Annotated in this window: 28 protein-coding genes; 6 read left to right on the forward strand and 22 right to left on the reverse strand. The window is 54.2% G+C overall.

All coding sequences use genetic code 11. The features are described 5' to 3' along the window. Positions 1 to 24: 24 nt before the first annotated feature. The 8 genes from RGB73_RS16795 to RGB73_RS16830 form a co-directional block, all read right to left on the reverse strand. Positions 25 to 1185 (reverse strand): GNAT family N-acetyltransferase, encoded by a 1161-nt coding sequence (locus RGB73_RS16795; RefSeq protein WP_310763773.1) that lies wholly within the window; start codon positions 1183 to 1185, stop codon positions 25 to 27. Beyond that, positions 1172 to 2503 carry a F390 synthetase-related protein gene (locus tag RGB73_RS16800; protein ID WP_310763774.1) on the reverse strand — a complete coding sequence of 444 codons (1332 nt, stop codon included), beginning with the start codon at positions 2501 to 2503 and terminating at the stop codon, positions 1172 to 1174. Before RGB73_RS16800 ends, RGB73_RS16795 begins: the two co-directional genes overlap by 14 nt. Then, a complete protein-coding gene (locus RGB73_RS16805) occupies positions 2491 to 3342 on the reverse strand; it encodes an MBL fold metallo-hydrolase (RefSeq protein WP_310763776.1) in 852 nt (283 codons plus the stop codon). The genes RGB73_RS16800 and RGB73_RS16805 overlap by 13 nt, the downstream gene beginning before the upstream one ends. After that, entirely contained in the window at positions 3332 to 4333 is a 1002-nt protein-coding gene (locus tag RGB73_RS16810) for an NAD-dependent epimerase/dehydratase family protein (RefSeq protein ID WP_310763777.1), read from the reverse strand. Before RGB73_RS16810 ends, RGB73_RS16805 begins: the two co-directional genes overlap by 11 nt. Further along, positions 4330 to 5499 carry an ATP-grasp domain-containing protein gene (locus tag RGB73_RS16815; RefSeq protein WP_310763779.1) on the reverse strand — a complete coding sequence of 390 codons (1170 nt, stop codon included), beginning with the start codon at positions 5497 to 5499 and terminating at the stop codon, positions 4330 to 4332. The genes RGB73_RS16810 and RGB73_RS16815 overlap by 4 nt, the downstream gene beginning before the upstream one ends. Beyond that, complete coding sequence (locus RGB73_RS16820; RefSeq protein WP_310763780.1) at positions 5489 to 6484, reverse strand: beta-ketoacyl-ACP synthase III; 996 nt, start codon at positions 6482 to 6484, stop codon at positions 5489 to 5491. The genes RGB73_RS16815 and RGB73_RS16820 overlap by 11 nt, the downstream gene beginning before the upstream one ends. A 234-nt stretch (positions 6485 to 6718) precedes the next feature. Then, the gene (locus tag RGB73_RS16825) at positions 6719 to 7099 is read right to left on the reverse strand and encodes a hypothetical protein (protein ID WP_310763782.1); all 381 of its coding nucleotides are present in this window, start codon (positions 7097 to 7099) and stop codon (positions 6719 to 6721) included. A 115-nt stretch (positions 7100 to 7214) separates the two neighbouring features. After that, entirely contained in the window at positions 7215 to 7454 is a 240-nt protein-coding gene (locus RGB73_RS16830; RefSeq protein ID WP_310763784.1) for a hypothetical protein, read from the reverse strand. A 95-nt stretch (positions 7455 to 7549) separates the two neighbouring features. On the opposite strand from RGB73_RS16830, the gene RGB73_RS16835 reads away from it, so the two are divergent. Continuing rightward, entirely contained in the window at positions 7550 to 8101 is a 552-nt protein-coding gene (locus RGB73_RS16835) for an MOSC domain-containing protein (RefSeq protein WP_310763786.1), read from the forward strand. A gap of 43 nt (positions 8102 to 8144) precedes the next feature. Here the strand turns inward: RGB73_RS16835 and RGB73_RS16840 are convergent, their stop codons facing one another. The 3 genes from RGB73_RS16840 to RGB73_RS16850 form a co-directional block, all read right to left on the reverse strand. Then, positions 8145 to 9041, reverse strand: a complete 897-nt coding sequence (locus tag RGB73_RS16840) for a sugar phosphate isomerase/epimerase family protein (protein ID WP_310763787.1) — start codon at positions 9039 to 9041, stop codon at positions 8145 to 8147. A gap of 103 nt (positions 9042 to 9144) precedes the next feature. Beyond that, the gene (locus RGB73_RS16845) at positions 9145 to 9780 is read right to left on the reverse strand and encodes a DUF1444 family protein (protein ID WP_310763789.1); all 636 of its coding nucleotides are present in this window, start codon (positions 9778 to 9780) and stop codon (positions 9145 to 9147) included. 18 nt (positions 9781 to 9798) lie between these two features. Next, complete coding sequence (locus RGB73_RS16850; RefSeq protein WP_310763791.1) at positions 9799 to 10917, reverse strand: DUF3900 domain-containing protein; 1119 nt, start codon at positions 10915 to 10917, stop codon at positions 9799 to 9801. Between the two features lie 115 nt (positions 10918 to 11032). On the opposite strand from RGB73_RS16850, the gene RGB73_RS16855 reads away from it, so the two are divergent. Beyond that, a complete protein-coding gene (locus RGB73_RS16855) occupies positions 11033 to 11881 on the forward strand; it encodes a serine/threonine protein kinase (protein ID WP_310763793.1) in 849 nt (282 codons plus the stop codon). Positions 11882 to 11939: 58 nt separating this feature from the next. Here the strand turns inward: RGB73_RS16855 and RGB73_RS16860 are convergent, their stop codons facing one another. The 3 genes from RGB73_RS16860 to RGB73_RS16870 form a co-directional block, all read right to left on the reverse strand. Then, entirely contained in the window at positions 11940 to 12095 is a 156-nt protein-coding gene (locus tag RGB73_RS16860; protein WP_310763795.1) for a hypothetical protein, read from the reverse strand. Positions 12096 to 12132: 37 nt separating this feature from the next. Beyond that, positions 12133 to 13392: a DEAD/DEAH box helicase gene (locus RGB73_RS16865; protein ID WP_310763796.1), complete on the reverse strand. Its 1260-nt coding sequence runs from the start codon at positions 13390 to 13392 to the stop codon at positions 12133 to 12135. Between the two features lie 126 nt (positions 13393 to 13518). Then, on the reverse strand, positions 13519 to 13662 hold the full coding sequence (locus RGB73_RS16870; protein WP_310763797.1) for a hypothetical protein: 144 nt from the start codon (positions 13660 to 13662) through the stop codon (positions 13519 to 13521). Between the two features lie 123 nt (positions 13663 to 13785). Between RGB73_RS16870 and RGB73_RS16875 the strand changes: the two genes are divergently transcribed. Beyond that, entirely contained in the window at positions 13786 to 14841 is a 1056-nt protein-coding gene (locus tag RGB73_RS16875) for a phosphodiester glycosidase family protein (protein ID WP_310763798.1), read from the forward strand. A gap of 131 nt (positions 14842 to 14972) precedes the next feature. Here the strand turns inward: RGB73_RS16875 and RGB73_RS16880 are convergent, their stop codons facing one another. Beyond that, entirely contained in the window at positions 14973 to 16544 is a 1572-nt protein-coding gene (locus RGB73_RS16880; protein ID WP_310763799.1) for an ABC-F family ATP-binding cassette domain-containing protein, read from the reverse strand. 36 nt (positions 16545 to 16580) lie between these two features. Further along, positions 16581 to 17438 carry a HEPN domain-containing protein gene (locus RGB73_RS16885; protein ID WP_310763800.1) on the reverse strand — a complete coding sequence of 286 codons (858 nt, stop codon included), beginning with the start codon at positions 17436 to 17438 and terminating at the stop codon, positions 16581 to 16583. A 217-nt stretch (positions 17439 to 17655) separates the two neighbouring features. On the opposite strand from RGB73_RS16885, the gene RGB73_RS16890 reads away from it, so the two are divergent. Together RGB73_RS16890 and RGB73_RS16895 are read left to right on the forward strand one after the other, a co-directional pair. Further along, a complete protein-coding gene (locus tag RGB73_RS16890) occupies positions 17656 to 17805 on the forward strand; it encodes a small acid-soluble spore protein P (protein ID WP_310763801.1) in 150 nt (49 codons plus the stop codon). 127 nt (positions 17806 to 17932) lie between these two features. Then, positions 17933 to 18685, forward strand: coding sequence for a hypothetical protein (locus RGB73_RS16895; protein ID WP_310763802.1), 753 nt, complete (start codon positions 17933 to 17935; stop codon positions 18683 to 18685). Here RGB73_RS16895 and RGB73_RS16900 read toward each other — a convergent pair. The 5 genes from RGB73_RS16900 to pdhA all read right to left on the reverse strand — a co-directional run bounded on the left by RGB73_RS16900 (position 18680) and on the right by pdhA (position 23935). Next, positions 18680 to 18841 carry an aspartyl-phosphate phosphatase Spo0E family protein gene (locus RGB73_RS16900; RefSeq protein ID WP_310763804.1) on the reverse strand — a complete coding sequence of 54 codons (162 nt, stop codon included), beginning with the start codon at positions 18839 to 18841 and terminating at the stop codon, positions 18680 to 18682. The two genes, RGB73_RS16895 and RGB73_RS16900, sit on opposite strands and share 6 nt — an antisense overlap. A gap of 132 nt (positions 18842 to 18973) precedes the next feature. Next, complete coding sequence (gene lpdA, locus RGB73_RS16905) at positions 18974 to 20383, reverse strand: dihydrolipoyl dehydrogenase (RefSeq protein WP_310763806.1); 1410 nt, start codon at positions 20381 to 20383, stop codon at positions 18974 to 18976. A 6-nt stretch (positions 20384 to 20389) separates the two neighbouring features. Then, entirely contained in the window at positions 20390 to 21766 is a 1377-nt protein-coding gene (locus RGB73_RS16910) for a dihydrolipoamide acetyltransferase family protein (RefSeq protein ID WP_310763808.1), read from the reverse strand. A gap of 99 nt (positions 21767 to 21865) precedes the next feature. Next, the gene (locus tag RGB73_RS16915) at positions 21866 to 22846 is read right to left on the reverse strand and encodes an alpha-ketoacid dehydrogenase subunit beta (protein ID WP_310763810.1); all 981 of its coding nucleotides are present in this window, start codon (positions 22844 to 22846) and stop codon (positions 21866 to 21868) included. Positions 22847 to 22849: 3 nt separating this feature from the next. Continuing rightward, positions 22850 to 23935, reverse strand: a complete 1086-nt coding sequence (pdhA, locus tag RGB73_RS16920) for a pyruvate dehydrogenase (acetyl-transferring) E1 component subunit alpha (protein ID WP_310763812.1) — start codon at positions 23933 to 23935, stop codon at positions 22850 to 22852. Between the two features lie 326 nt (positions 23936 to 24261). Between pdhA and RGB73_RS16925 the strand changes: the two genes are divergently transcribed. Further along, positions 24262 to 24996, forward strand: a complete 735-nt coding sequence (locus tag RGB73_RS16925; RefSeq protein WP_310763813.1) for an alpha/beta hydrolase — start codon at positions 24262 to 24264, stop codon at positions 24994 to 24996. An 18-nt stretch (positions 24997 to 25014) separates the two neighbouring features. Here the strand turns inward: RGB73_RS16925 and RGB73_RS16930 are convergent, their stop codons facing one another. Beyond that, positions 25015 to 25206 (reverse strand): hypothetical protein, encoded by a 192-nt coding sequence (locus RGB73_RS16930; RefSeq protein ID WP_310763815.1) that lies wholly within the window; start codon positions 25204 to 25206, stop codon positions 25015 to 25017. Positions 25207 to 25296 lie beyond the last annotated feature (90 nt).

Consider the following 25296-nt stretch of genomic DNA (forward strand, 5'->3'; position numbering starts at 1 on the left):
AAGCAGCTCCCCGCATTCCTCTGCTCACAATCTGTACTTTTCGACCAGCGGGATCCCAAATCGGTTCAGCAGGAATGACAGCGCCTGCCAGATCACGCTCCGGGATTTTGGCAGATGTCCCAGGTACACCGCCGTGTACTCTACCTCCCCTACCGCGCCTCTATCTGCTTTGAAAGCTCCGACTCCTGCGCTTTGATGGAGCAATAGCCCCTGCCTTTCCGCCTCTTGAACCAGTAGGCTGGACAGCATCCGATACAGTCCGGTTTCCTTGGGCAGCGTGACATCATAGCCAAACAGAGGGGTCGTCATCACGCCGTTTCGCTGAAAGTACCCCAGAATGCCGTCGAGCCGCCCTTCCTTTTCCAAACCGATCAGATTCAGCGTCCGCTGCTCCATGGCCAGCCTGATAAAGGCAGGGGTAAACTGCGGATTATGCCGCGAGTATTTGTCCAGATACAAGGCATTGTACAATTCGATGATCCGCGGTACCTGCTCTTTCTTCAGTTCGTCGTGTACCACGACTCGGTATCCGGACTTCTCCAGCATGCGGCGGTCGCGCTTTAGAGTGTTGCGGACTCGCCACCCTCCCTGCTTTGGCCAGTCAGGATGAAACAGGTAGACGTAACGGCTCGGGACCATGATATATCCGGCGGCTCTCAAGCCTTCGTACATGGAGGGCTGCAGCCTGGGGCAAACCGAGCGAAAGGCAATGGCATGACGGGGAAATCGCTCCGTGCAAAACCGTGTGATACGACAAACCTGCCAAGGCGTCACATCCGGATACAGATTGGTGGACAAGAGCCAATTGTTAATACAGGCGATCTGGTTGACGCCGCTCTTCTTCATCATCCAGCCGAGCACGTCCAACCCCTTTGCTATCGTCCCTTCCCAGAATGGCGTTTGCAGCATGCGCAGCTCCTCTTTTGCGTACGAGATGTAGTGCGTATAGGGTGAGCATACATAGGAATTGTCGTATCCCGTTTCATTGACGGTCAAGGGCATGACGAGATCGTCAACCGTAATCGCCAGGAACCGGGTTCGCACATTTTTGACATAACGATCGGATGCTTCTTGCATGAAGGCAGACAAATACGCTTTGGCATATTCCCCATCCTTCATGCTCTCCCATGGCAGTGTGCGGCTTTCGCTCGCTTCGTACACGGTTACGAGATCACTCTTGCTCACTTGGGGTAAACACCCTTTCCACACGCCTCAATTTTCTCCCGCCGGATACCCGCTCGTACGGCGTAAAGCGAATTTCCGGGAGCTGGCCTCCATGCTGCCTCACGATTGCGTGCAGATGGCTGGTGATCTGCTTCTGCCATGCATCCATACTGGAATCTGGATCGGTCCACACAGATACCTCCAACAGCCATGGGGCGATTTGCCGAACTCGATATTCCCGGATCTCGTCGGAAGCCGCCATCACTGCCCTGCGAATGAAGTCAGGGAAAACAGGCACCCACCCATTCCCATCCACCTGATGGAACAAAAACACGTCATCCGCTCTTCCTTCGATCGTCTCCAGCGCGGTGTAGACGGAACCGCACGGGCAAGGCGTCTTTTTTTCCGACAGGATGTCATTCAACCGATAGCGTATGATCGGCTGCGTCGTTCGGGAAAAATCCGTGATAATCGGGTAAAAGCGCTCCCGCTTCTCGTCCAGGTATTCCTTTTCCATCACCACGATGTCTTCGTTTACGTGAAGCGTGCCATGCGGACAAGTCACAGCCAGAAAGCCCTCCGTGCACTGATAGATCTGGTGAACCTCCTGTTGAAATGCCTGGCTGATGTACACCTGGTCCAACGGGTCCAACACTTCCGCGACGGAGATCACTTTGCCGGGAGAAATCTGCAAGCTCCCTTTTTCCTTCGCCTCCGCCAGCAGCCTGAGCATGGAAGGAGGAGCGACGAGAATGGTGGGGGAAAACACGTTCAACCTGTCAAGATGCTCGGCCAAAGGGATCAGCAAGTCAAAAAAAGAAAAACGGATCCGCCTCCGGTCCACGGAGGTGTAGAGATTGCTGTTGGCACGCAGGAAAAACGCGATCCGATGTTCATCCCGCAGCCGTCCCGGCAAAGCCTTGGCCAAAATCACGCCCGCCCATCTCGCCCGCTCCGCTGGCCCGACCAAAAATATCCCCCGGTTTCCCGAAGTTCCCGACGACAATCCAACCGTCACGTTACCGATCGCTGGTGTGAAATCCCGCGATTCCTCTGCCAGAAAGGCCACGTGGAAAGCCTGTTCTTTGTCGATGCCCAGAGTGTTAAGCTCGCTGAAGGACTCCATCATGAGCTGCTTGTCGATGGGCTCCAGCTTTCTCCACTCATCCGGCCGAAGCGTCCCGAAGCGCTCTCGATAGAATGGGGAGCGAGGAAGCACGCAGCGAAGGAGCTTTTGCACTTGCCGCTCTTGCCATCGCTCCAGCTGGGCGCGTGTTTTCCATTTCTTTCCCAGACGCTTGGTCGTCCAGTATTGCCACAATATTCTCAGGATCTCCATGCAAACTCTCCTTGGCTCATCTTCCATACTTCCGGACAATGGGTCGGCAAAATCTTCAGGCTTGGCCAATGGCCGAAGAGCTCGTGCAGCCGTAGCAGATTGTCCCGATAGGCGGGGCCGTCTGCCATGATGGACTGTGCAAGCGGGTGCGGCAGGACATGACGCCTGTACGCTTCGCTCGACCAGGCGGCGTCCGCGCAAAGAAAGACGTCGCCATGCTCCTCGTCACGCACGAACATCCCAAACTGCCCGATTGCATGTCCACCCAGCTCGACCAAGAGCATGCTCCCGTCTCCGAGCAAGTCGTAGGCTTCCCCGAACGGACGGTATCTCTCAAGAAGCTCGACTGGCAAAGCCCGGTCGACGAAAATCGCCCGCTCTTCAAAATCGTTCGGCATCAAGTCAGGCAGAAAGCCTTCCCGCAACGCCTGCAGGCCTCTTTTCCCCCGTACGTGTGCATAAGCCGAAGAAAAGCAGTACAACCGGGAGTCGGGGAAATCCCGCAAGCCTCCGATATGATCCGCATGAAAGTGGGAGAGCAACACTCCGCCGATTTGATCCGCCCGGATACCGTGGGCTTCCAATTGAGCCTTTACACTCTGTTCCGGTCTCGTCACGACAGGTGTGATGGTGGCGTACAGCCGATATGGAAACGAGCGCGTAGCCTCGAAGAAGCGAGGCGAATAGCCGGTATCGAACAGGAACAGGCCGTGGACGGGATGCTCGATCAACGCTGCAATGGCATGGAATGAAATGCTGCGCGGCCTGCCTCCCCGGATCGAAAACATCTCCAGTTGCCGGCAATACCCCGTATCCAGCAGGGTAAGCTTAATCTTCATGCTGCATCCGCCACCATTTCGTAAAAGCCTCGATTCCTTCCGCGATGCTCACCCTGGGCTTGTAGCCGAGCTTCTCTTTTGCCCGGGTGATATCCAGCGTTTGGCTTTTCGCCAGCACGCCCACCGAGTATCTCGTCAGTATAGGCTCTTTGTAGTTCAGTACCGCTTTGGAGGCCAGCTCCATCACCCATGCAGCCGCGTACGCCCGGCGGTACGAAATCTGCCTGGTCCGAAGCGGCATACCCAGGCGCCGAAACACCTCTTTGAGCACCTCGATCATGGTCACTGGCTCTCCGTTTGTAATGTTGTACGCTTGTCCCCACGTGCTGGAAGGCGAATCGATACAGAGCAGCAAGGCGTCAACGACATTTTCCACATACGTCAGATCGACCGTCGCCCGTCCTCCGCCTATCAGCGGTACGAACTTTTCTTCATTCGCCCGGATCAGGCGCGGGAGGATCGCATTGTCCCCCGGTCCAAACAGCGCTCTCGGACGAATCGTAACCGTCGCCAGCCCTTCTTTGAAGGCTTTGTCTACCAGTAGTTCGGCCAGATACTTCGTCTGGGCGTATGTATTGGCAAAGCGCCTTGGCAGAGGATCGGATTCTTTGATGCCCAGACGGTCTTCAAAGCCGAAATAGATGCTGGGCGTCGACACGTGGATCAGCCTGTGGACTCCCTGTGACTTGCAGCCAGCGATCACGTGGGCTGTTCCCGCTACATTTGCAGCATACATGTCTTTGTATTTCCCCCACGGTGACGAAAAGGCAGCGGCATGAAAGACGATCTCCTGATCTCGGCACGCCCTCCGAACGGCTTCCTTGTCCGTGATGTCCGCTTGCACGAATCCGATCCCGCGCTTGGATAGCAGGAGCCCCACCTCTTCGTTCCGCCCTAAGGCTGTCACCAGGTAGCCGTTTTCCTGCAAACGGGCAGCCAGCTTTCGCCCCAGGAAGCCCGTCCCTCCCGTCACTAGTACACGTTTCTTCATTCTTCACCATTCCATTCGATATCGCTTGTGCTGCATTCCGCCATGCTCATGCCTGTACGGAAGCTCATCATGGCCAAATCGGCAAGCATGCGAGCCTGTTGAAAAAAAGGAAGCGGGTCCGAGCTGTGCCACACGACATCCCGGGACCTCCGAAAGTCGCGCAGCCAGCGCCTCCCCTCAGCCGCATTTCGAACAGCGGGGAGTCCGAACCCCACCATGGCCAATCCCAACATGAAGGATCGGTTGCCGCGGGGAACGACGACCTCGCCACTTTCTCCAAAAAATGCCTCCGCCGCTTCCGGTTGGCCAGAAAACAGATGGATGCCGCTTGTGAGGCGCGGATTGCACTCCAGGACGTACAGCCTGCCTGCCTTATCCTCGATGAAATCGAAAGCGACTTGACCCGAGATGCCCCGGAGCTTCACAAAGCGGCTGACAAATTCCCTCACTCCCGGGTGATTGGCATACGAAAAGAAAATGGATGCACCTTTCCCCGCTGTATGGATGGTTTCGTAGTCGGCATAAAGCGCGAGCTGGCCCTGGTGAGCCACAGCATAGCTGCACAGCTGCCGCCCCCGGATGAATTCCTGAACAAGCCACGGCTGCTGACGTGAGATGGCCGGCAAAGCTCCCTTCGCTGCTGATGCCGGATCTTGCTCGATACGTACGCGTGAGGCGAAACGGGAATATACGGGCTTCAACACCAGCGGTCCGCTCGCGTTTTTCAGTGCTTCCCGCATCTGCTCCTCCGTCTCTGCCCAGATCGTACGCGGCACGGTCGCTCCCGCCTCGCTCGCCAGTTTTCCAAACATCCATTTGTCATGAAGAGGCCGCAAGCTCTCGATTCCCTCCGCGAGGACTCGCCCGACGCAGCCCAGGCGATCAAGTCCATGGGAGACGTGGAAGATTTCCTCGCAAGTGGGGATCAACAGGTCTGATTTCTCCTGTTCCATGATCCGCATCAGGGACCGAATATACGCATCCGGCTGCTGCCGGGGAGGGGGAACCGGATAGCAGCGTGAAACGGCCCTTGATCCTTTGCAAAGGTGATGGCGCGAACTCTCGGCCACGACGACACGATGTCCCGCCTGGTTCATGAGACGAGCCAGTTCCAGCGTGGCTGGCGCTCTCCCCCCCGTCAGCACGACGTTTTTTCTAGTATTCAAGCAGCAGCCCTCCGAGCGAAAGGCCCGCCGAGGTACCCAACAGCAGCATGATATCTCCGCGATTGACCCTCTTTTGCACGATCGCTTCATGCAGAGCCATAGGGATGGAGGCGGCGATCACATTTCCGTGGTTCTCGATAATATTCATCATGTGACTGCCGGCAAAACCGAGTTTATTTCCCATGATGCGCATGGCCATCCCGCTTGCCTGATGAGGGACAACCAAACCGATCTCTTGTCTGGTTATCGAAGCGGCATCCAGCAGCCGCTCCACGAATCCGGTGATCAACTGGGACGTCAGGCGAAAGATTTTTCGTCCATCCATGTCAAATTGGAAGTCCGCTTCTCTCCCCTTCGCGTATTCACCCGGATGAATCAGGGTCCCTCCTCCTCTGATCTCGGAGTAATGGGCCCCGTCACTGTAGGTCTGCATACGGGAAGCGAGAATGCGGGATGTTTCCGCTTCCGGAGTACGGCCAATGACGACGGCTGCCGCCCCATCTCCAAAGAGTACGCAGCTCTCCTTCTGCCCCCAGTTCAACCCTACGGAGGAAATTTCCGTAGAGACGATTAAAATGCGCTGGTAGCATCCCATCGCCAAAGATGCAGATAATACATCCATCGCCGTGACAAAGCTCAGGCACGTGGAGTTTATATCAAAGCAGGGAACCCCTGACTTCGACTGTCTCATCTCTTCCTGGATCAATGCTGCTGTACAGGGAATCTCTTGTTGAGACGTTCCGCTGGCACATACGAGGCAATCGACATCGGAAAAAGAAAGGCCCGCGTCCTCCAGTGCCCGTTGTGCGGCGATGGCTCCCATTTTGGCTGAAGTCTCGTCCGTCACGAAATGTCTCACGCGGACGCCTGATTTTTTCGCAACCCAGCCTGGGGGAAGACGCAGCTTTTTCTCGAGTTCCTCAGCGGTTACTTGCTGCTTGGGCAAGTATTTTCCTGTTCCCAGGATTTTGACTTTTCTCTCCATTGCGGTGGTTCTCCTCTACCATGGTAAAATCATTCTTCGATCCCTTCATTTTACATAACTTTTGTCGATTGGTCCGTGAATCTTTTTTCCTATTCGCCTATTCCGACAAATGGTGACAGCAAAGAGAGCCAAGAACAATTTCTTGGCTCTCGGATGATTCCCTATTCCTCCCTGTCTTGGCACGGACGCTTTCTTCGATGCTGCCGTCGATCACACCACTTCTCGCTTTGCAGGCTAATCAAAGATTGATACGCGAGCTCCCAGAGCATTTCGACCGGAAAACGTGCGAGAATCGAATTGATCGACACATAGTACTTCCGAAACCATCAAAGGCCGGTTGGAAAGAAGCTCCTGCAATTGTGAGTCACTGTAAAACTCGTACGCGTAACGATGGAGAAAGCGGATCCGCCAGAGTTTCTGTCCGTGCAAGCGGGTAAAAAACTGGGAGAGGTGCGGACACAGCTCCGCTTCCGTCTCAAAAACATGCTGACAGGTCTGACAAAAATATTCCATGCGCTCATCCCCTTCAACATTCTGAATACGAAAAAGACTCCATCCCGCCTGCATCTGACACATGCGTGAAGGAGCCTTCAGTTTACTGATCGGCTTGACCATTCTGGTTCCTCTGTTACCCAATAGTTTAAACCAACAAAACCTACAGATCAAGTAGGGATATGTTTAGCCTGCTCACGTACAATGCCATTTGCCAAATGCGAGCCAAGCGATTGGGCTACTGCGACAAGCGGCGCTGTCTAATCATCGAACGGATGGAGAGCAGCAGCAGCACGAGACCGATACCCAAATACCATCCCTTACCCTCGTATGAGATCATCAGCAAGAGCTCCCAACTATTGGACGGGCCTGAATGCGCACAGTCCTGACAGTATGGATAGGAAAAGAGCAGCGGCAAGGTTCCCATCACCGCAGCCACCGCACCTGAAATGAGCCATGCAACGGAAAGGATTCTCATACACATTCCTCCTGTTTTTTTCGTTGAGTCAGAAATTTTCCCCCCCGCCGCTTCGGGCAATCGCTTACAATTGCGTAAAGGAGGTGCTTTTTGGCATGACCAAACATCCAGCACAGGTAGTAGCCGTAAGTGTCAGTGGGACTCACTCGTTCAGCAAAACGAACACAGACGCCATCCGTTTGCTCGCGGGACTGGGCGTGGAGGGCGACGCTCACTTGGGAGAGACAGTCAAGCACCGCTCGAGGGTCGCACAGGACCCGACCCAGCCGAACCTGCGGCAGGTGCATCTCATTCATTCCGAGGTGTTCGAGGAACTGCGGGATTCGGGCTTTTCTGTCTCTGCCGGCCAGATCGGAGAAAATATAACGACGAGCGGTCTCGAATTATTGAGACTGCCGAGAGGAACGATCCTGCGCATCGGGGAAGACGCTGTCGTCCAGATTACAGGCTTGCGCAATCCTTGCCAGCAATTGAACCAGTTTCAGCCGGGATTGATGAACGCCCTGCTGGACCATGACGAACACGGCCAACTTGTTCGCAAGGCCGGAGTGATGGGTATCGTCGTTGCCGGCGGTATCGTTCGCCCCGGGGATCCCATCCTCGTCGAGCTTCCGCCGGAGCCTCACCAACCTCTGGAGCGGGTCTAGATCGTCTCCCCGAAGGAATACTGGTGCTTTTGGCCGGCGGGCGCTATGGCTGGTTCATGATGCGATCGATCCATCTGTAACAGTCATCCAGCTGTTCGTCCGAAATCCGGTCCGAGCGATGCTCAAATACGATCTTCACTCGGGGATTTTCCCTTTTGATGATCCGCAAATACTCTTCGATCGGCGCCCAGCCATCCTCCGGCTTGCAAGAGGGCAGAGCGGGATGATGGTTGTACTCGAACGCGTCTGTGATCTTCATATTCCAAAGATGGACGGTCAACGCGTATTTCCCGTACATCTCCAGTACTTTTTTCGCATCAAAGAATGGGTCGATTCGCTCCTGCACGTAAAGCCTTCCCACATCCAGGCACAGCCGGATCTCGGGGTATCGGTCGAGCAGGGATGCCAGAAATGGCGACTCATACACATACCGGTTCAACGCGTCAAACTCCAAAACCGGCGTAACGCGGTATTCCCTCGCCTTGACCGCCAGCCACGAAAACAGCCGTTCGGTTTTGTCCGCCCATTCTTCTTGACCGTACTCGCTTTCGTACACGTATTCCCGTGGATCCGTGAAATTCCACCGGCTCCAGTCGACTCGATCGTCCAGAATCACTGGTTTCGGATAATGGAAAAGCATGTACGCAGGCTGAATCTCAGCCACTGCAGCCAATTCTCGATCAATGTAGTCCAGCGCGTCCTGACGCACGTGCTCCTCCTTCGCGAGGAAAAGGGCATCGCGCAGTCTGGCGGCATCCTTCCGTAGGGGAAAGTGAATCCCGATCTGAAAGTGGCGTTCTTTGGAGGCAGCCGACAATCTCGAAATGTCCGCTTCCGTCTCAAACAGGCAAGCCTCGATCCCGTAAAAGCCCTGCCGAAAGTCCCTCTCGTACTTTTTTTCATCGAACCCGCCGTACAGTCCTATGATAAATGTGTGCATCGGAACCACCCTCTCCTCCTAGCTGTTTATCATACCACAAACTGGAAAAGGGGGAGAAAAAAAGCTGCCGACTGGACGTACGGCAGCATTCGGAGTACATGATTCATTTTTGAGGCGGGCGCGTGCCCCGCTCGATCGTAGTGTTCCCCCCGCGCGACACGACCAGATACGGCGTCAGCTCTCCGTCTTCCCAGAAAAAAGGCAGCACCGAGATTGGCACCTGGCCTTTGGAGGCGAAGTCGAAGGTCAAGCGGGCCAGCAAATGGGCGCCCGTATCGGAATCAAGCTCAGCCACAATCAAAACATCCTGATGGGGAATCGCCACTCCGAGCTGACTCGTTCGCTTGTTGCGGTCAAAATCCTGCAAGAGCGATGTCAGCAAAATCCGGCTGGCCGCGTAGCCATCCGGTGGACTGATGAAATGGATACGGCTGTCGCCCACCTCCTGGGTCTTGACCGTAAAGGAGAGAGCCTGCAAATTCGCCAGGGCATAGTCATGCAGCTGTTCGTTACTCCAGCCGGCCTCCTTCAGCATGCTCGTCTCGATCAGACTGTATCCTTCCCCTTCATCCAGGGCGTACAGGATCGCCGTATCGGCAGTATGCGGGTTTGTCACCCAGCGGTCCGGATATTTCTGGATCATGGAAACGTGACGGAGAACCGGATAGATGTTGTTCTCCTGACCCGACAAGCTCCTTTTGGCAGAACGGTTTGGCGATGCTGGCTCATTCCCACTCATATCAAAATACTTCCTCCTTTACTCCCAAGGCGGCCGTTCCTCCTCGGACGGCGCAAGCGCAGGCGCTGCTTCGCGCTCCGCCAAGCTTCGCGACTCGATTTCCCGGACGAGGTCTGCCAATGCCTTCGGTTTGACAAATTCAACCGGCGACACTCCACGTTCGAACTGAAGCTGTTCGCCTTCGAGCAACACCAAGTATCTGCCGTTCACTTTCGCGATGTGAAGATTCGTCCCGTAGTCGGCCAGAAGCGTGCGGATCTGCATGTGATCCAGCTTGAATTTCAGCTCCACTTCAGGCTGGCGATCGGTGATGATCTGCATCGCCTCCATCACTGTCTCATGCTCCCACTTCTCCGCCAATTCGCGCTTCGGGCTGGCGGCGATAAGCTCGATCGCTTCCTCCTCCCGAAGCCGCTCCTCCGTTTCCTCCGGATAGGTGTACTCGATATGCTGCCGGGCAAGCGAAATCACTTCATCGGACACGATCTGCGTCACCGTCTGCGGATATTCGATAAACCGCAAAAACTCTTCAAAGTACCGTGCATGGGAAAACTGGTGAATTTTCACATGGTACGGATCGTTCATGCCCGACTCGATCATGTGTGGATACATCAGCGATTTCATGTTTTTCGCGTTGATCGCCATCTGCACATTCGAGATCAGGCTTTTTTCGTCGGTGATGACCGCTGTCTTTTGCTCGAAGTCGCACTTCAGGATAAATACATACCGTTCGTCGAGCAGCTCCAGTCTCGTTCTGGCCACGATCATGACGCCGCCGCGCACCTGAGACGTCCGCAAATACGACTGGATCAGCTCCTGGCATGGCGCCTGGCTCTCTCCTGCGGTGTCCGCCTGCAGCAGCCGCGACAGCAGAGCGTAGTTCGGGTTCGATTCCAGCGGGTGTCCCGGTTCCAGTACGAATTGTCCCAGCTTCGTCGGCGTCCCTTCCGTCTTTGGATTCAATTCGACCTTTCGCTTGGCGATACGTGCGTATTCCCCTTCCAAAAAGTCTCGCAGCTCGCTTTTTTGGTAGTCGTCATGGCTCAAGTAACGGGCCATTCTCACTGTTTTTGGGGCTTCCTCATCCTGCGGCTGTTCAATCAGGAAAAAGGCAAGCCAATCAACCGTAAAATTCATCTCATTTCCGCTCCTGTCTGCATGTAACGAGATGATTATAGCAAACCTGAGCAAAAAGCGGTCAGTCATTTTTCTTCCGCATGGTATGATAGAAAGGAGGGGGGATGGAACGCACATGTGGAACAAACTCATGAATTGGTGGAACGATCACGTCCGAGACCGTCCGTATTCCCCAGGACGCCGGATCCATCAATACCGGATATCAAACGTGCTGGGAATGGGCAGCTACGGGATTGCCTATCTCGCAGCCGATTTGACGAACCGCACACAGGTCGTTCTCAAACAGGTAAAGCCCAGCCTTCGTCGCTCCCCGAAAGGAGAAGCCATGCAGGACTACGAAAAGAAGGTGCTAGCAACGCTCTCCCATCCCCGAATTCCCCGTTATTTGAACTCCTTCACCTACCGTGGAGACTCTTTTCTTTGTATGACGTTCATCGAGGGACCCACACTGGAGGAGGCCTTGTTCGAGCAGCTGGTGATCCTGGACGAGCGCTCAGCGGCTCGCTTGATGCAGCAAATCGGAGAGATCGTCGCTCATTTGCACGACCACGGGATCATTCACCGTGACGTGCGCATTCCCAATGTCATTTGGCACGATGACGCGCCATACCTGATCGACTTCGGCCTCGCCCGATTTGTCGGCGACAGTCCGACCTACACAGCCGACGCGCTCAGCGACTATCCTTCCGAGAAACAACTGAAGAGGGCAGTCGCTCCGACCAGCGATTTGTATGCATTGGGGCATTTTTTCCTGTTCTTGCTCTACTCCGGCTACGACGCGGACGACCATGCACCGGAGCGCAGCTGGGAAGAAGAATTGAACTTGTCCGAAGATGTTCACGGAATAATCAGGCGCTTGCTTCAGATCGATGCCCCGTACGAAAACGTCCGGCAGCTCCTGTCCGACCTTGAGCGTTACCTGAACAGGGACGAAGGCGCGTCAGTCGCCGGCCTCTCCATGTAAAAAGAGCAGATGCAGCCTGAAGTGGAGTCCCACTTGCAGCGGCTCTGCTCTTTTTCTTTTACTCCGCGATCTGCTCGTTCTTGGCTTGCTCGATCTTTTCCTTGAGTTCGCCCGCTTCCCGCCGCAGCGTCTGCCTTTCATGCTTGGACAAGACCTCGCCGCCGACCGTGCCGTTTACCAGCAAGTCTTCTTCGTACAAACGATCTTTGCGCATGGAAACCTCCTAGAGACAAGAGTATGCTTCTCTCGTCCTACTTTGTTCCAAAGCCGCCTTTCTTATGTACGCGGTTTGCATCTTTCGCGGGTCTTGCCGCTTCCGGCTTGGACTTTGGCGCTCCCCCGGTCCTTGGTTTTGCACCCGGTGCCTTTTGGTACGGCCGCGGATCTTCCAAGGCACCGTGCGACATGACCTTCTCGTCGATCGGCAATCCGGTCTGCTTGGAAAACTTTTGGACGATAAACCGCTCCTGGCTGCTGATGATGGAAAACACAAGCCCCGCTCTTCCCATCCGACCGGTGCGCCCGCTGCGGTGAACATACGTATCAGCATCAGGGGCAGGATCGTAATGAACGATACACTCCACTTCCGGAATATCGATGCCACGAGCAGACACATCCGTGGTGATCAGCACGGGAAAAACTCCTTCCCGGAATTGCCTCAAGGTAAGGGCGCGCTCTTCTTTCGTCGCATCCCGGTGCAGCAGCCTGCAAGGGAGGTGGTGGAAATTGAGCTTGGAGACGATTTCATCGACTTTCTCGATCTGGTTGACGAAAACGATGGAAGACCGGACGTTGACCAGCCGCAGCAGCCGCCTCAGCGTATCCACTTTTTTGCGGGGGTCGCTCACCAGATACATGTGTGCGACGCCTGCCGCACCCTCAGGCGCAGCGGCGCGAATCACGACCGGGTCTTTCGTAAACGCTTGCGAAGCCCCGATGACGCCTGCTGGAAGCGTAGCGGAAAACAGCAAACGCTGTGTATCCCGCAAGGTGCGCTTCATGACTTCGCCGACCGGCTTCCCGAAGCCGGCGTCCAGCATCCGATCCGCCTCATCGACCACGACCGTTTTGACCTCGTGTACCTTGAGCTTGCGCTGCTCGAGGAGCTCGAGCAGTCTTCCCGGTGTAGCAACCACGAGCACCGGCTTCATTTTTTTCAGCCGTTCTACCTGGCGCTTGACGTCCACGCCGCCGATGATTGGCAGCACAGCGAGTTCCTGCCCGGCAAGCAGCCGATCCGCTTCCTGTGCGATCTGCATGACCAGCTCATGGGTAGGAGCCAGTACCAGTGCCTGGACGTCTTTTTGTTCCGGATTCACTTTGGACAGGATCGGCAGCAAATAGGCGTACGTCTTGCCCGTTCCTGTCGGGGATTCCACCAATGCATCTCTTCCTTCCAAGATCAGCGGAATGGCCTGCTCTTGGACGGGAGTCGGTTTTTCCATATTTCTTTCGCGCAATACGTGGAGCAGCGGCGCGCTAATGTGCAAATCAGCAAACGTGGTACTCACAAAAACCCTCCTGGCATGAAAAATGTTGCATTGGGTAAGCTTACCACACTTTGCCCGAGGGGAACAGAGGATTTGCCGCCAAAGCAAAACCAGGCGAAAGCCTCTGCGACTTCGCCCGGCGACCCATTACCCGTTGTTCGTGTCCATGCGGGTCTCCTGCATTTCTCCCTGGTCCTGGCGATCCCGGCTGGTGGTTTGGTTCCGGGTACCTTTTGGCCCCTGTTGGTAAGCCTCTACTTCTTTCTGAAACTCTTCATCGTAGCCTCGCACGCGGCTCACCTCCTGCCGGTAGTGTGCCCACTGGCCGCTTCTGTTATTTCCCTGAAACTTTTTACCTACTGATACGTCCATTCTTGTAGAATGATTATTTTCTGACGGACAGGTGAACCACACATGCAAACACTATCCCGCACTCGCTCCTACAAACGAACTGCCCGCCGACCTTTGCGCTGGGTCAAGCGCCTGGTCTTGGTCAGTGCCTTGACCTTCACAACATTGGCACTGGGGGGAATCATCTTTTTATTTGGCACACAGACAGGAGAGGATCTGCGAGAATGGGCTGCCGGTACACTGCTGACGACCCAGCACGATTACTGGGCCCCTTATACCTTCATTCCCGAGGAGCGCCTGAACGCCTTGAAAGAGCAGATCAGGCATCCGCAGGTCATCAATTCCGAGCCGGAAACCACCGAAACGGAGCTTCCCACTACCAAGTCCGCTGTCGTACCGGTCCCGGAGAAGCCGAAAGAACTGGTCGAGGTCGAAGAAATCAACGAAAAGAAGGACAATTACTATTTCAAAGGAAAGATCATGTACATCCACGATCCTGACCGCGTCCATCTGCTCGTGACAAACCGCAAAGAACGCGGAGATCTGCTGGACGAGTTCGTCAAAAAAACCAACGCGATCGGCATTGTAAACGCCAGCGGTTTTGCAGACCCAGACGGTTACGGGCAAGGGGCCAAAGCGTACGGGCTCGTGATTCACGACGGAAAGATCCTGCAGGGGTACAATCCGCGGAGCGGAGAAACGGCGCTCGGCATCACCTATGACGGCAAGCTGGTCACCGGAAGCTACTCGGCCGAACAGCTGGTGAAGATGGGGGTGCGGGATGCCATGAGCTTCCGCCCTCAGCTGATCGTGAACGGCAAAAACCTGTTCGAAGGGAAGCCGGCCCGCAGCTGGGGCATCCAGCCGCGTACTGCCATCGGGCAAACGGCGGACGGCACGATCGTGTTTGTCGTTATCGACGGACGGCAGCCCGGCCATTCCATCGGCGCGAGTATGAATGATTTGGCCGAGCTTTTGCAGGAAAAAGGAGTCGTCACGGCGATGGCCATGGACGGCGGTTCGAGCTCGATGATGCTGCACAATGGCGAGGCGATCACCAAGACATCCTGTCCGTATTACCGGGGGCGCTACCTGCCAAACGCCTGGGCTGTCATTTAAGTAGTGAGAGGCAGGAGGGCACGCACGTGTCGATGATTCGAATGCGAAATGCAAAGCGATCCTAGCCACAAAAAACAGGCAGCCCCGCTTTATACAGGGCTGCCTGTTGGCATTTTTCCTCGATTTTGCCTTTACAGTTTGATGGGAGTCTTCGCTTGCTCCAGGCTCCACTTTTCCACGTCCCAAACCTGGGTGACCCAATCTTCGTAGAACTCCGGCTCATGGCATACGAGAAGGACCGTGCCTTTAAACTCCTTCAAGGCCCGTTTGAGCTCCTCTTTCGCTACGACGTCCAAGTGGTTGGTCGGTTCGTCAAAGACAAGCCAGTTGCTCTCCCGCTGCAGAAGTTTGCACAGGCGCACTTTCGCCTGCTCGCCCCCGGAGAGCGCGTTCATATTGCGGTTGATATGCTCGTTTTTCAATCCGCAGCGGGCAAGAGCTCCGCGTACCTCATGGTTATTCATCGAAGGAAACTCGTTCCATACCTCTTCCAAGGCCGTAATCGGCTTCGCTTTGACTTCCTGCTCGAAATACGCGGGATGCAGGAAATCGCCCTGGTCCAGCTTCCCGTTCAATGGTTTGATCACACCGAGCAAAGTCTTGAGCAGCGTGGATTTCCCTACCCCGTTCATCCCGACGATCGCGACCTTTTCGCCGCGCTCCAGCTTCACGCTCAGCTTTGGCAAAAGGGGATGGGTGTAACCAATTTCCAAGTCTTCCGCTTCCACGACAAAACGGCTGCTCGCACGGGCTTCCTTGAAAGTGAAGGTCGGTTTGGCTGCCGACTCCGGCTTGTCGATCCGCTCCATCCGTTCCAGTTGTTTCTGCCGGCTCTTGGCGCGGCCAGTCGTTGAAGCACGAGCCTTATTGCGCGCGATGAAGTCTTCCATGCGCGCAATTTCCTCCTGCTGCTTTTCAAACGCATCAAGATGCTGGTTACGCTTCATTTCGGACTGGGCGAGGAACGATTCATAGTTTCCGGTATAACGGTTCAGTTTGGTAAACTCCAGGTGGTAAATCACGTTGACGACTTCATTCATGAATGTCGTGTCGTGAGAAATGAGGATGAACGCATACGGATACTCTTTCAGGTAGTTCTTTAGCCAGACGATGTGTTCTTCATCCAGGTAGTTGGTCGGCTCATCCAGCAGAAGCACGGTTGGCTTCTCCAACAGCAGCTTCGCCAGGAGCACCTTGGTACGCTGTCCGCCGGAGAGAGCAGCGACGTCCCGATCCAGGCCGATTGCACTCAGACCGAGTGCATTGGCGATCTCTTCCACCTTGGCATCAATCAGGTAAAATCCGCTGGTCTCCAGACGGTCCTGAATTTCTCCCATGCGCTCCAGCAATTCTTCGAGCTCCTCCGGCGAGGCATCCGCCATCTTTTCCCCGATCGCCATCAGCTCGGCTTCCTGCTCCAGAAGCGGGAGAAAAGCGTCCTTGAGCACATCGCGGATGGTTTTGCCCGCTTCCAGCTTGGTATGCTGATCGAGGTAACCGTACTGGATTTTTGGCATCCATTCGATCCGTCCGTTATCCGGCATATTTTGCCCGGTCAAGATACTCATCATGGTCGACTTTCCTGTGCCGTTCGCGCCGACGAGGCCTACATGATCTCCAGGCTGCAAGCGGAATGACACATCGCGAAACAAAACGCGGTCCCCAAATCCATGGGACAAATTTTCCACAATCAAAACACTCATGTTTTTCCTCCTGCTTTTCGTTTCCTCGGAAGAGGCTTACAAAATAATTCTCTCAAAGAATGACGGATCATAGCGTGTGAAATAGCTATCCCCGGTCAAAATCAACTGATCCAGGCGAACGCGCAAATCTTGGAGGCTGATCCCTTCCATGGCTACGTTCAAGATCGCCGCACGGGCCATCAGGCGCAAAATGCTGACTTCCGTCTTGATTGCGTCGCCAAACACTTTTCCGCTGTGTACGATCTCCGAACGATGATTGTACGATTTTTTGATAAACTGCGCAATCTTTTCCCGCTGCTGCAAGGTTTCCCCAAAGTAATACGCCATTCGCAGCCTCAGCTTGTATGTGATTTCGCCTTTTTTCCCGTCCGGAACAAACAGCGACTCCAATCCGATCCACAAGTCCAGCAGCTGATCTTCGTAGCGTTTTTTTTCAAGAGAAAGAGCGTACCTGCGAAATGCCAGCGTCGGCAGATCCCGATCCAGCAGCGACAGGAAGATCTTCCTTGCCTGTTCGTCAAACACGTATTTGGCTCCGTCCAGGGAACGCTTCAAATAAGTGATTCCGAACAAATTCCCTTTCGCCGTAATGACATACGGTATCGAACAGATCCCGTCTACGTTGGAAAGGTTCAGCTTGTTCTCAATTTCCTCGATCCAGTCCCGCTCGTCAGTCAACCGCATTTCCGGGTATTCGCCGACAAGGAACAGGCTGCTCATGTCGACCCGCTTGTCAAACATCCGTCTGTTTTCATCCATTTCATTCCGCAAATAACGGGATGCAATCTTATATGGATTTTCAGCACCGGAAACCAGCGTATAGGAATTCGGCATATCGATCCGGAGCGGCTCTGGCGTCGTCGTGTTGAACACAGGTGCGATCAAAAGTGGCATATGCTTTCTCCTTTTGATTGGTGCATCTAGATGGGGCGAACAATGGTTTACATAATAAATATTATGTTGAACAAAGTTGCTCCTGCCAACCTCGTATTATTGCCAATCGTACGACCTGCGGACATGCTTCCTTATAGAATACCAGCATTTCCTATGGTTCGTCATCCTTCTCTTGCGACAAACTACAAAAAGTGCAAGACAGAAAGGAGCTGATCGTATGGAGAAAGACCATATCCTGGATGAAAACCCCCATCAAACGTATAATAACGAAGCAAGAAGCTTGGAGCAAACAGGTGAGCCGATGCCTGGCTCCAAAAAAGTGAAGCAGGAAAACCACAGCCGCGCGATCAAAACGCGCGAAGGATAAAAGGATCCACCCGGCTGCGAAATGGAGTCGGGTGTTCGGTTTTCCTTTTTTTTACACCAAAAAGATTGAATTGTCCCACAAGGATGAACTATGATGGATGAAGTATCCTTGTTGGAGGTAAGTATCTATGTTCACCATTCCGCTTCCGGGCACGCGCCCTCTTTCCGACACGTTCAGTTACAGCGTCTCGCCATTGTACGAGCTGGCTGCCAGTCTGCACACTTTGGCGCAGCCGAACCCGCCCGAGCGTTTTTCCCATTGGGCCGGCGAAAAGCTATCGCACATTCAAGTCGCGCGTATGACAAAAGATTGGGAGTATGTGCTCCCCCTCTTCCGCTACGGAATACCGGATACATTCGATCCCTTTCAGACCAAGGGGGTCATGTCGATCAACGATCTATACGACTACTTCTTCACGCTTCCAACCGAGCAATTCGTGACAAGCCTGCATCCCCTCCTGGAACAGTGGAATCAGCGTCACGCAGAGCCGCCTATTTTCAGTGACTTGCGCGAGGATTCCGACTACGTGAAAGGCCGATTCAGCCTTTTCGTCTCTTCGTACTGGCAGCTTTCCTTTGAAACCAACTGGGAAGGGATCGCTCCCTTATTCGTAAATGAAGCCGAGCGTATCCACGCTTCACTTGACTCCCCGCAGTCGCTGGTAGCTCTGTTGCAATCGATTCTGCCCGCCTGTTATTACGATCCGGACACTCATCGGATAGCCTGTCCCACCGATGGACCTTCCTATGAGGTGCAGCATCTGGTCCTATACCCAAGCCACTACTATTTTGCGGAACCGCTGCTCACGAAGAAAGGTGTCAATGGACATCTGCTCTATTCATTTACCGCACTGGCCGATTCCACCAAAAACGCCCTATGAAGGGCGTTTTTCATGCAACATATGGGCGACAATCAATTTGTCCAATTGCTGGCTAATCCTGACGATTTCAGGGTCAAGAAAATTGTAACCCGCGTCCTTGGCTGCTCGTTCCAGTTTGCGGCGCAAGTCATCAATCATCTGATTCGTAGTTTCCATGCTGCCGACCCCCACCCAACTTGTGTCTCCCACTATTTTACATTATATAAGAAACGGTGGAAAGGGTAAGATGTGGAAGAAAAAAGCCTTGCACGTTTGTGTGTGCAAGGCTTTTGTTATTGACCAGCCATCTTACTTCATGACGTGAATCGGATGACCCAAAGCCAGCTCAGCAGCTTCCATTGTCACTTCACCCAGCGTAGGGTGAGCGTGGATGGTCAGCTCGATATCTTCGAGTGTCGCTCCCATTTCGATCGCGAGTCCGATCTCGGCGATGATGTTGGATGCTTCCGGACCGACGATTTGCGCGCCGAGAACCAGGTTGGTTCCTTTCTCGCCAATCAGCTTCACATAGCCTTCGCCCGCATTGACAGACAGCGCACGGCCATTTGCTGCAAATGGGAAACGGCCGACAATGTAATCGATGCCTTTTTCTTTTGCTTCTTTTTCGTTGATCCCGACACTTGCGATTTCCGGATCGCAGAACACAACTGCAGGAATGGCTTTGTAATCCACCTCAGCAGGATGTCCAGCGATTGCTTCCGCAGCCACCTTGCCTTCGTAGGATGCTTTGTGAGCCAGGGCTGGGCCGGCAACGATGTCGCCGATCGCGTACACGTTCGGGATGTTCGTACGGCCTTGTTTGTCTACGACGATCAGACCGCGATCGGTCAAGTTCATGCCGATATCGCGTACTCCCAATTCGTCGGTATTCGGACGGCGACCTACCGTCACGAGGACGTATTCTGCCTCGATCTGCTTCTGCTCGCCTTTCACTTCAGCCGTAACAACAACGCCGTTTTCGGTTTCTTCCATGCCTTGAGCCAGTGCTTTCGTATGGATCGTCACGCCGAGCTTTTTCAGCTTGCGCTCGACCAGACGAGGCATATCCGGCTCGAAGCCAGGAAGAATTTGATCGGAGCCTTCCAGGATGGTGACCTGGGTGCCGAATTTCGCGAACACGGTACCCAATTCGATACCGATATAGCCTCCGCCGATGACAACCAGGCTCTTCGGCAGCTCAGTCAAGCTAAGTGCTTCCGTGGAAGACAGGACGCGCTTGCCAAACGGGAACGCAGGAAGCTCGATCGGACGGGAACCTGTCGCGATGATGCAATGCTCGAAACGGTAACGGTTCACATCGTAGCCGTGGAATACACGTACTTCGTTTTCGCTGACGAACAATGCTTCACCCGGGATTACCTGGATTTTGTGGCCTTTGAACAAAGAGCTTACGCCGCCGGTCAATTGTTTGACGATGCCGCTTTTCCACTCTTGTACTTTGGCAAAATCCACTTTGACGTTTTCCATGGTGATCCCCATGGATTCTGTATGCTGTGCATGCTCGTATGTGTGTGCCGCGTGAATCATCGCTTTGGATGGAATGCAGCCGACGTTCAGGCATACGCCACCTACGTCCGCTTTTTCCACGACGACTACGTTTTTGCCCAGTTGGGCGGCACGAATAGCCGCCACATATCCACCTGGACCCGCACCGATTACAAGCACATCCACTTCTGTGGTAAATTCACCTACTACCATTGCGCATTATCCCTCCATGACGAGCAGCGTCGGATTTTCCAGCAGCTGCTTCACGTAGTTGACGAAACGTTGAGCCGGTTCGCCATCAACCAAACGGTGGTCAAAGCTGAGAGACAGATGCAGCATTTGGCCAACCACGATTTCTCCGTTTTTCACGATCGGTTTTTCGCTGATGCGTCCTACGCCCAAGATCGCCACATCCGGGTGGTTGATGATCGGGGTGAAGAACATGCCGCCAGCGGATCCGATGTTTGTGATGCTGAAGGTGGACCCTTTCAGTTCATCCGTAGTCGCCTTGCGATCGCGAGCTTTTTTCGCTAGCTCACTGATCTCACCGGCAATCTCGAAGATGGATTTTCTGTCAGCCGCTTTTACGACCGGCACGAGCAGGCCGTCTTCGGTCGAAGTCGCGATCCCGATGTTGTAGTACTTTTTATAGATCACTTCTTGTTTTTCGTCGTCGATGGAAGCGTTCAGCTCAGGGAATTTTTTCAGCCCTGCTACGACTGCCTTCACGATCATTGGCAGGTACGTCAGCTTCACGCCGCGCTCTTCCGCCAGTGGTTTCGCTTCCTTGCGCATATTTACGAGCGCCGTTACGTCCACCTCGTCGAAAATGGTAACGTGCGGTGCGGTGTAAGCAGATTTCACCATTGCTTTCGCGATCGCTTTGCGCATGCCTTTGAGCGGTACGCGCTCTTCCAATTCGCCAGCTTGGGCAGGCGTGTAGTGCACAGTTGGCGCTGCTGCCGCTTGTGCGATACCTGTCGGTGCTGCCGCTGCTTCAGCTGCTGCTTGAGCCGGAGCTGCCGCTGCAGGTGCTGCGCCGCCCGCTACGAAACGATCGATGTCTTCTCGAGTGATGCGGCCCAGTTTGCCTGTGCCAGGCACATTCGCCAGCTGCACGCCTTTTTCACGTGCGTATTTGCGCACGGAAGGAGTCGCGAGTACATGCTTGCGGTCGATTGGTGCCGCCACCGCTGTCGCAGTTGCTTGCGCCATTGGCGTTTCAAGCGCTTGGTTGGCATTGGCGCTTACTTGAGAACCGATATCGCAGCCTGGCTCCATTTTTTCCGCAGCTGCTGGAGCTTCAGCAGCAGGCGCATCGCCGTGGCCGTGGTCCGGCAGGTTTGGAACTTCGCCTTCCACTTCGAACTCGATCAGCGGGTCTCCTACGACGGAAACGGTCCCCTCTGTCACTTTCAGTTCGAGCACTTTCCCTTTTACAGGCGATGGTACTTCCACAACCGCCTTGTCATTTTGCACTTCCATAATGACCTGGTCTTCTTCTACGGTATCCCCCGGCTGTACGTGCCATTTGACGATTTCGCCTTCGTGGATGCCCTCGCCGAGCTCCGGGAGTCTGAATGTAAAACGACTCACGATATCTCCTCCTTATAAACAGTTCGCCGTATTTTTACCTAAAATTGCCAAAAGAAGGCGGAAAGCTCTCATCTTTCCGCCGATTATGTCAGCTTCTTATTAGAAGTCCAAAACTTGAGTCAAGCCATCTACGACGCGTTTTACATCCGGAAGCCAGATGTCTTCCGCCTGTGCAAACGGATAGACGGTATCCGGCGCGGTGATGCGCAGAACCGGCGCTTCCAGGTGAAGAATCGCACGCTCGTTGATTTGCGCGATGATTTCCGCAGCGACACCGGACGTTCTTTGCGCTTCCTGAACGACGATCGCACGGTTGGTTTTCTTCACGGATTCGACGATGGTGTCGATGTCCAGCGGGCTGATCGTACGCAGGTCGATCACTTCCACCTTCGCTCCGCGAGCTTTTTCGATTTCTTCCGCCGCTTTCAGGCTTGTGTGCACCATTGCGCCGTACGTGATGATGGTAGCATCCGTACCTTCTTTCACTACGTTGGCCTTGCCGAGCGGAATGGTGTATTCGCCTTCTGGCACTTCTTGACGGAAGGAGCGGTACAGCTTCATATGCTCCAGGAACACGACCGGATCGTTGTCGCGAATCGCGGAGATCAAGAGTCCTTTTGCATCATACGGGTTGGAAGGGATGACGACCTTCAGACCCGGCGTTTGCAGCATCAGACCTTCCAGAGAGTCAGCGTGCAGCTCAGGCGTCTTTACGCCGCCACCGAATGGCGAACGGAACGTGACCGGGCTGTGAAAGCGACCGCCGGAACGATAGCGCATGCGAGTCGCTTGGGAAGCGATCGCATCGAAGGTTTCGAATACGAACCCGAAGAACTGGATTTCCGCTACAGGGCGGAAGCCGTTGATCGAGAGACCAACAGCCAAACCGCCGATACCGGACTCAGCCAGCGGGGTATCAAATACGCGCTGCTCGCCGAATTCAGCCTGCAGCCCTTCCGTCGCACGGAACACCCCGCCGTTTTTCCCTACGTCTTCCCCAAAGACAAGCACGGTCTCGTCGCGTTTCAACTCGACGCGCATTGCATCCGTAATGGCTTGAACCATTGTCATTTGTGCCATGGCTTACTTCGACTCCTTCGCCAGGTATTCTGCCTTTTGCTCTTCCAATGCAGGCGGCAGTGTCTCGAACATTACATCGATCAGCTCAGATACTTTCATTTTCGGAGTCTCGTCCGCTTTTTTGATCGCATCTGCAACTGCTTTTTTCGCTTCTTCAATGACAGCTTCTTCGTCTTTTTCGCTCCACAGGCCTTTTGCTTCGAGGAACTTGCGGAAGCGGATCAGCGGATCGCGCAGCTCCCATTCGCTTTGCTCTTCACCTGTACGGTAACGGGTCGGATCGTCACCAGCCATGGTGTGCGGACCGTAGCGGTACGTCAGTGCTTCGATCAAGGTAGCGCCTTCGCCGTTTACGCCGCGCTCTTTCGCTTTTTGGACTGCGTAGTACACAGCCAGGATATCCATCCCGTCAATGCGCTCGCTCGCGATACCTGCTGCAGTCGCTTTGATCGCAATGTTTTCGGAAGCGGTCTGCTTCTCGAATGGAAGGGAGATCGCATATCCGTTGTTTTGGGAGAAGAAGATCACAGGCAGCTTGTAAACCCCTGCATAGTTCATGCCTTCGTAGAAGTCCCCTTGGGAAGTCGCGCCGTCACCGAAGTAGTTGATAGCGACACGCTTTTCGCCGCGCAGTTTGTAACCCATTGCAACACCTGTAGCTTGGGTACATTGAGCTGCGATGATGATTTGCGGCATCAGCACGTTTACGCCTTCAGGAATACGTCCGCCCTCCACGTGTCCGCGGGAATACAGGAATGCCTGGTGCATCGGGAAACCATGCCATACCATTTGCGGGATGTCGCGGTAGCTAGGCAGAATGAAATCTTCTTTGGAAAGAGCAGCCTCGGACCCGATCATGCTCGCTTCTTGACCTGCAACAGGTGCGTAGAAGCCCAGGCGGCCTTGGCGGTTCAAGCTGATCGCACGTTGGTCCCATACGCGGGTAAACACCATTCGGCGCATCAGTTCACGCAATTCATCATCGGAGAGCTTTGGCATCAAGTCAGGGCGAACAACCGTTCCGTCCGGAGCAAGAATTTGCAGCGGGGCGTTGTTCTCTGTTTGTTCAACAGCAGTGGTTACGCTCATCACATTCACCTCTTCACTGGATTAAAGGATCCGTAGTCTGCAATACGCTTTTCGACAAAACCGACGAGTGTCCGTTCAGTCAAGAATCGCGAATGCTGGCTCTGGATACCCTGAAAGTAAAGCAAAAGAACAGTTGGAACTTACAGGAAAAGGCTTACAGATCCTCCTGCGCCACCCTGTTATACCTCAGACAAAATATCTGTTTAAAGTGTTATAGTATTGATATTACAGGGTTTATTTCCTCTCTGTTATCATTTACTATATAAGCTGTATCAGTTTATTTCAAGGACTTATTTGCAAAAAAGCAAATTTTGGTGGTGAGAATCATGTCCGAATATGTAAAACGAACAATCATAAAAGAAGAAGTGCCCAGCATCCATGTGGACACTCCCCGCTCCGTCAAAGTGTATGTGCCGCCTGGCTACAATGAGCTTTTGTCCTATCCTGTCGTCTATTGCCAGGATGGAAATGACTTTTTCACGATGGGCCGGATCGCCACAATCGCAAACCAGCTCATTCTCGAGGAGGGAATCGATCCCTTCCTGATCGTCGGAGTCTCGGTAGAGCGAAGCAAACGGACCAGCGAGTATTCGCCGATCGGTTCCCGCAACACGGCATACAAACATTTTTTCACAGACGAACTGGTGCCATACATCGAGGAGCGTTACCCTGTGCGCCGGGACCCGGCTTCCCGGGTTTTGGCCGGCGATTCGCTAGGGGGAGCGGTCTCCCTGCACCTCGCATTGGATCGGCCGGATCTGTTTCAGCGCGTCCTCGCTTTGTCCGGCGCTTTTTTTCAGCCGACCCTGGACCAGCTGCAAAGTGCTCCCAGCCTGTCCTGGCTTTCGCTATGGATGGTCGTCGGCACAGATGAGCTCGCAGTGGAGACGCACATGGGCACTTTCGACTTTGTCCAATGGAATCGGACTGCCAAAGAAGTGCTGGAGGCGAAGCAAGCAAACCTGTCCTACCGCGAAAAACCGGGAAATCACGTCTGGGGACTGTGGCAAAAAGAGCTGCCGGACGGATTGCGTCACTTCTTTCCCGCCCCAAAACTGTGAGGGGCGGTTCCGCAGACCTTACAATCCGTTGATTTCTCTGATGTCGTCGTATCCGTAGTAGCGGCCATCCACCAAGTAAATGCCTTCGTGGGTGGCTTTTTCAATTTCTCCCGCCACCTGCTGCTCATCGCTCAGCACGATATTTACGATTTTGCTCTCGTCGCGCTGCATTTGCCCCTGGATTCGTTGGCGATCCTTGGCCGATATCATGTCTATCCCCTCTTTTCCCTGCGATTGGATAGGTATAGTATTTCATTGGCGTTATGGATTTACACAACAAAAAACAGCCCGAACCTCGCA

Origin of the sequence: Brevibacillus brevis, assembly GCF_031583145.1 — a bacterium.
GTDB classification, from domain to species: domain Bacteria; phylum Bacillota; class Bacilli; order Brevibacillales; family Brevibacillaceae; genus Brevibacillus; species Brevibacillus brevis_E.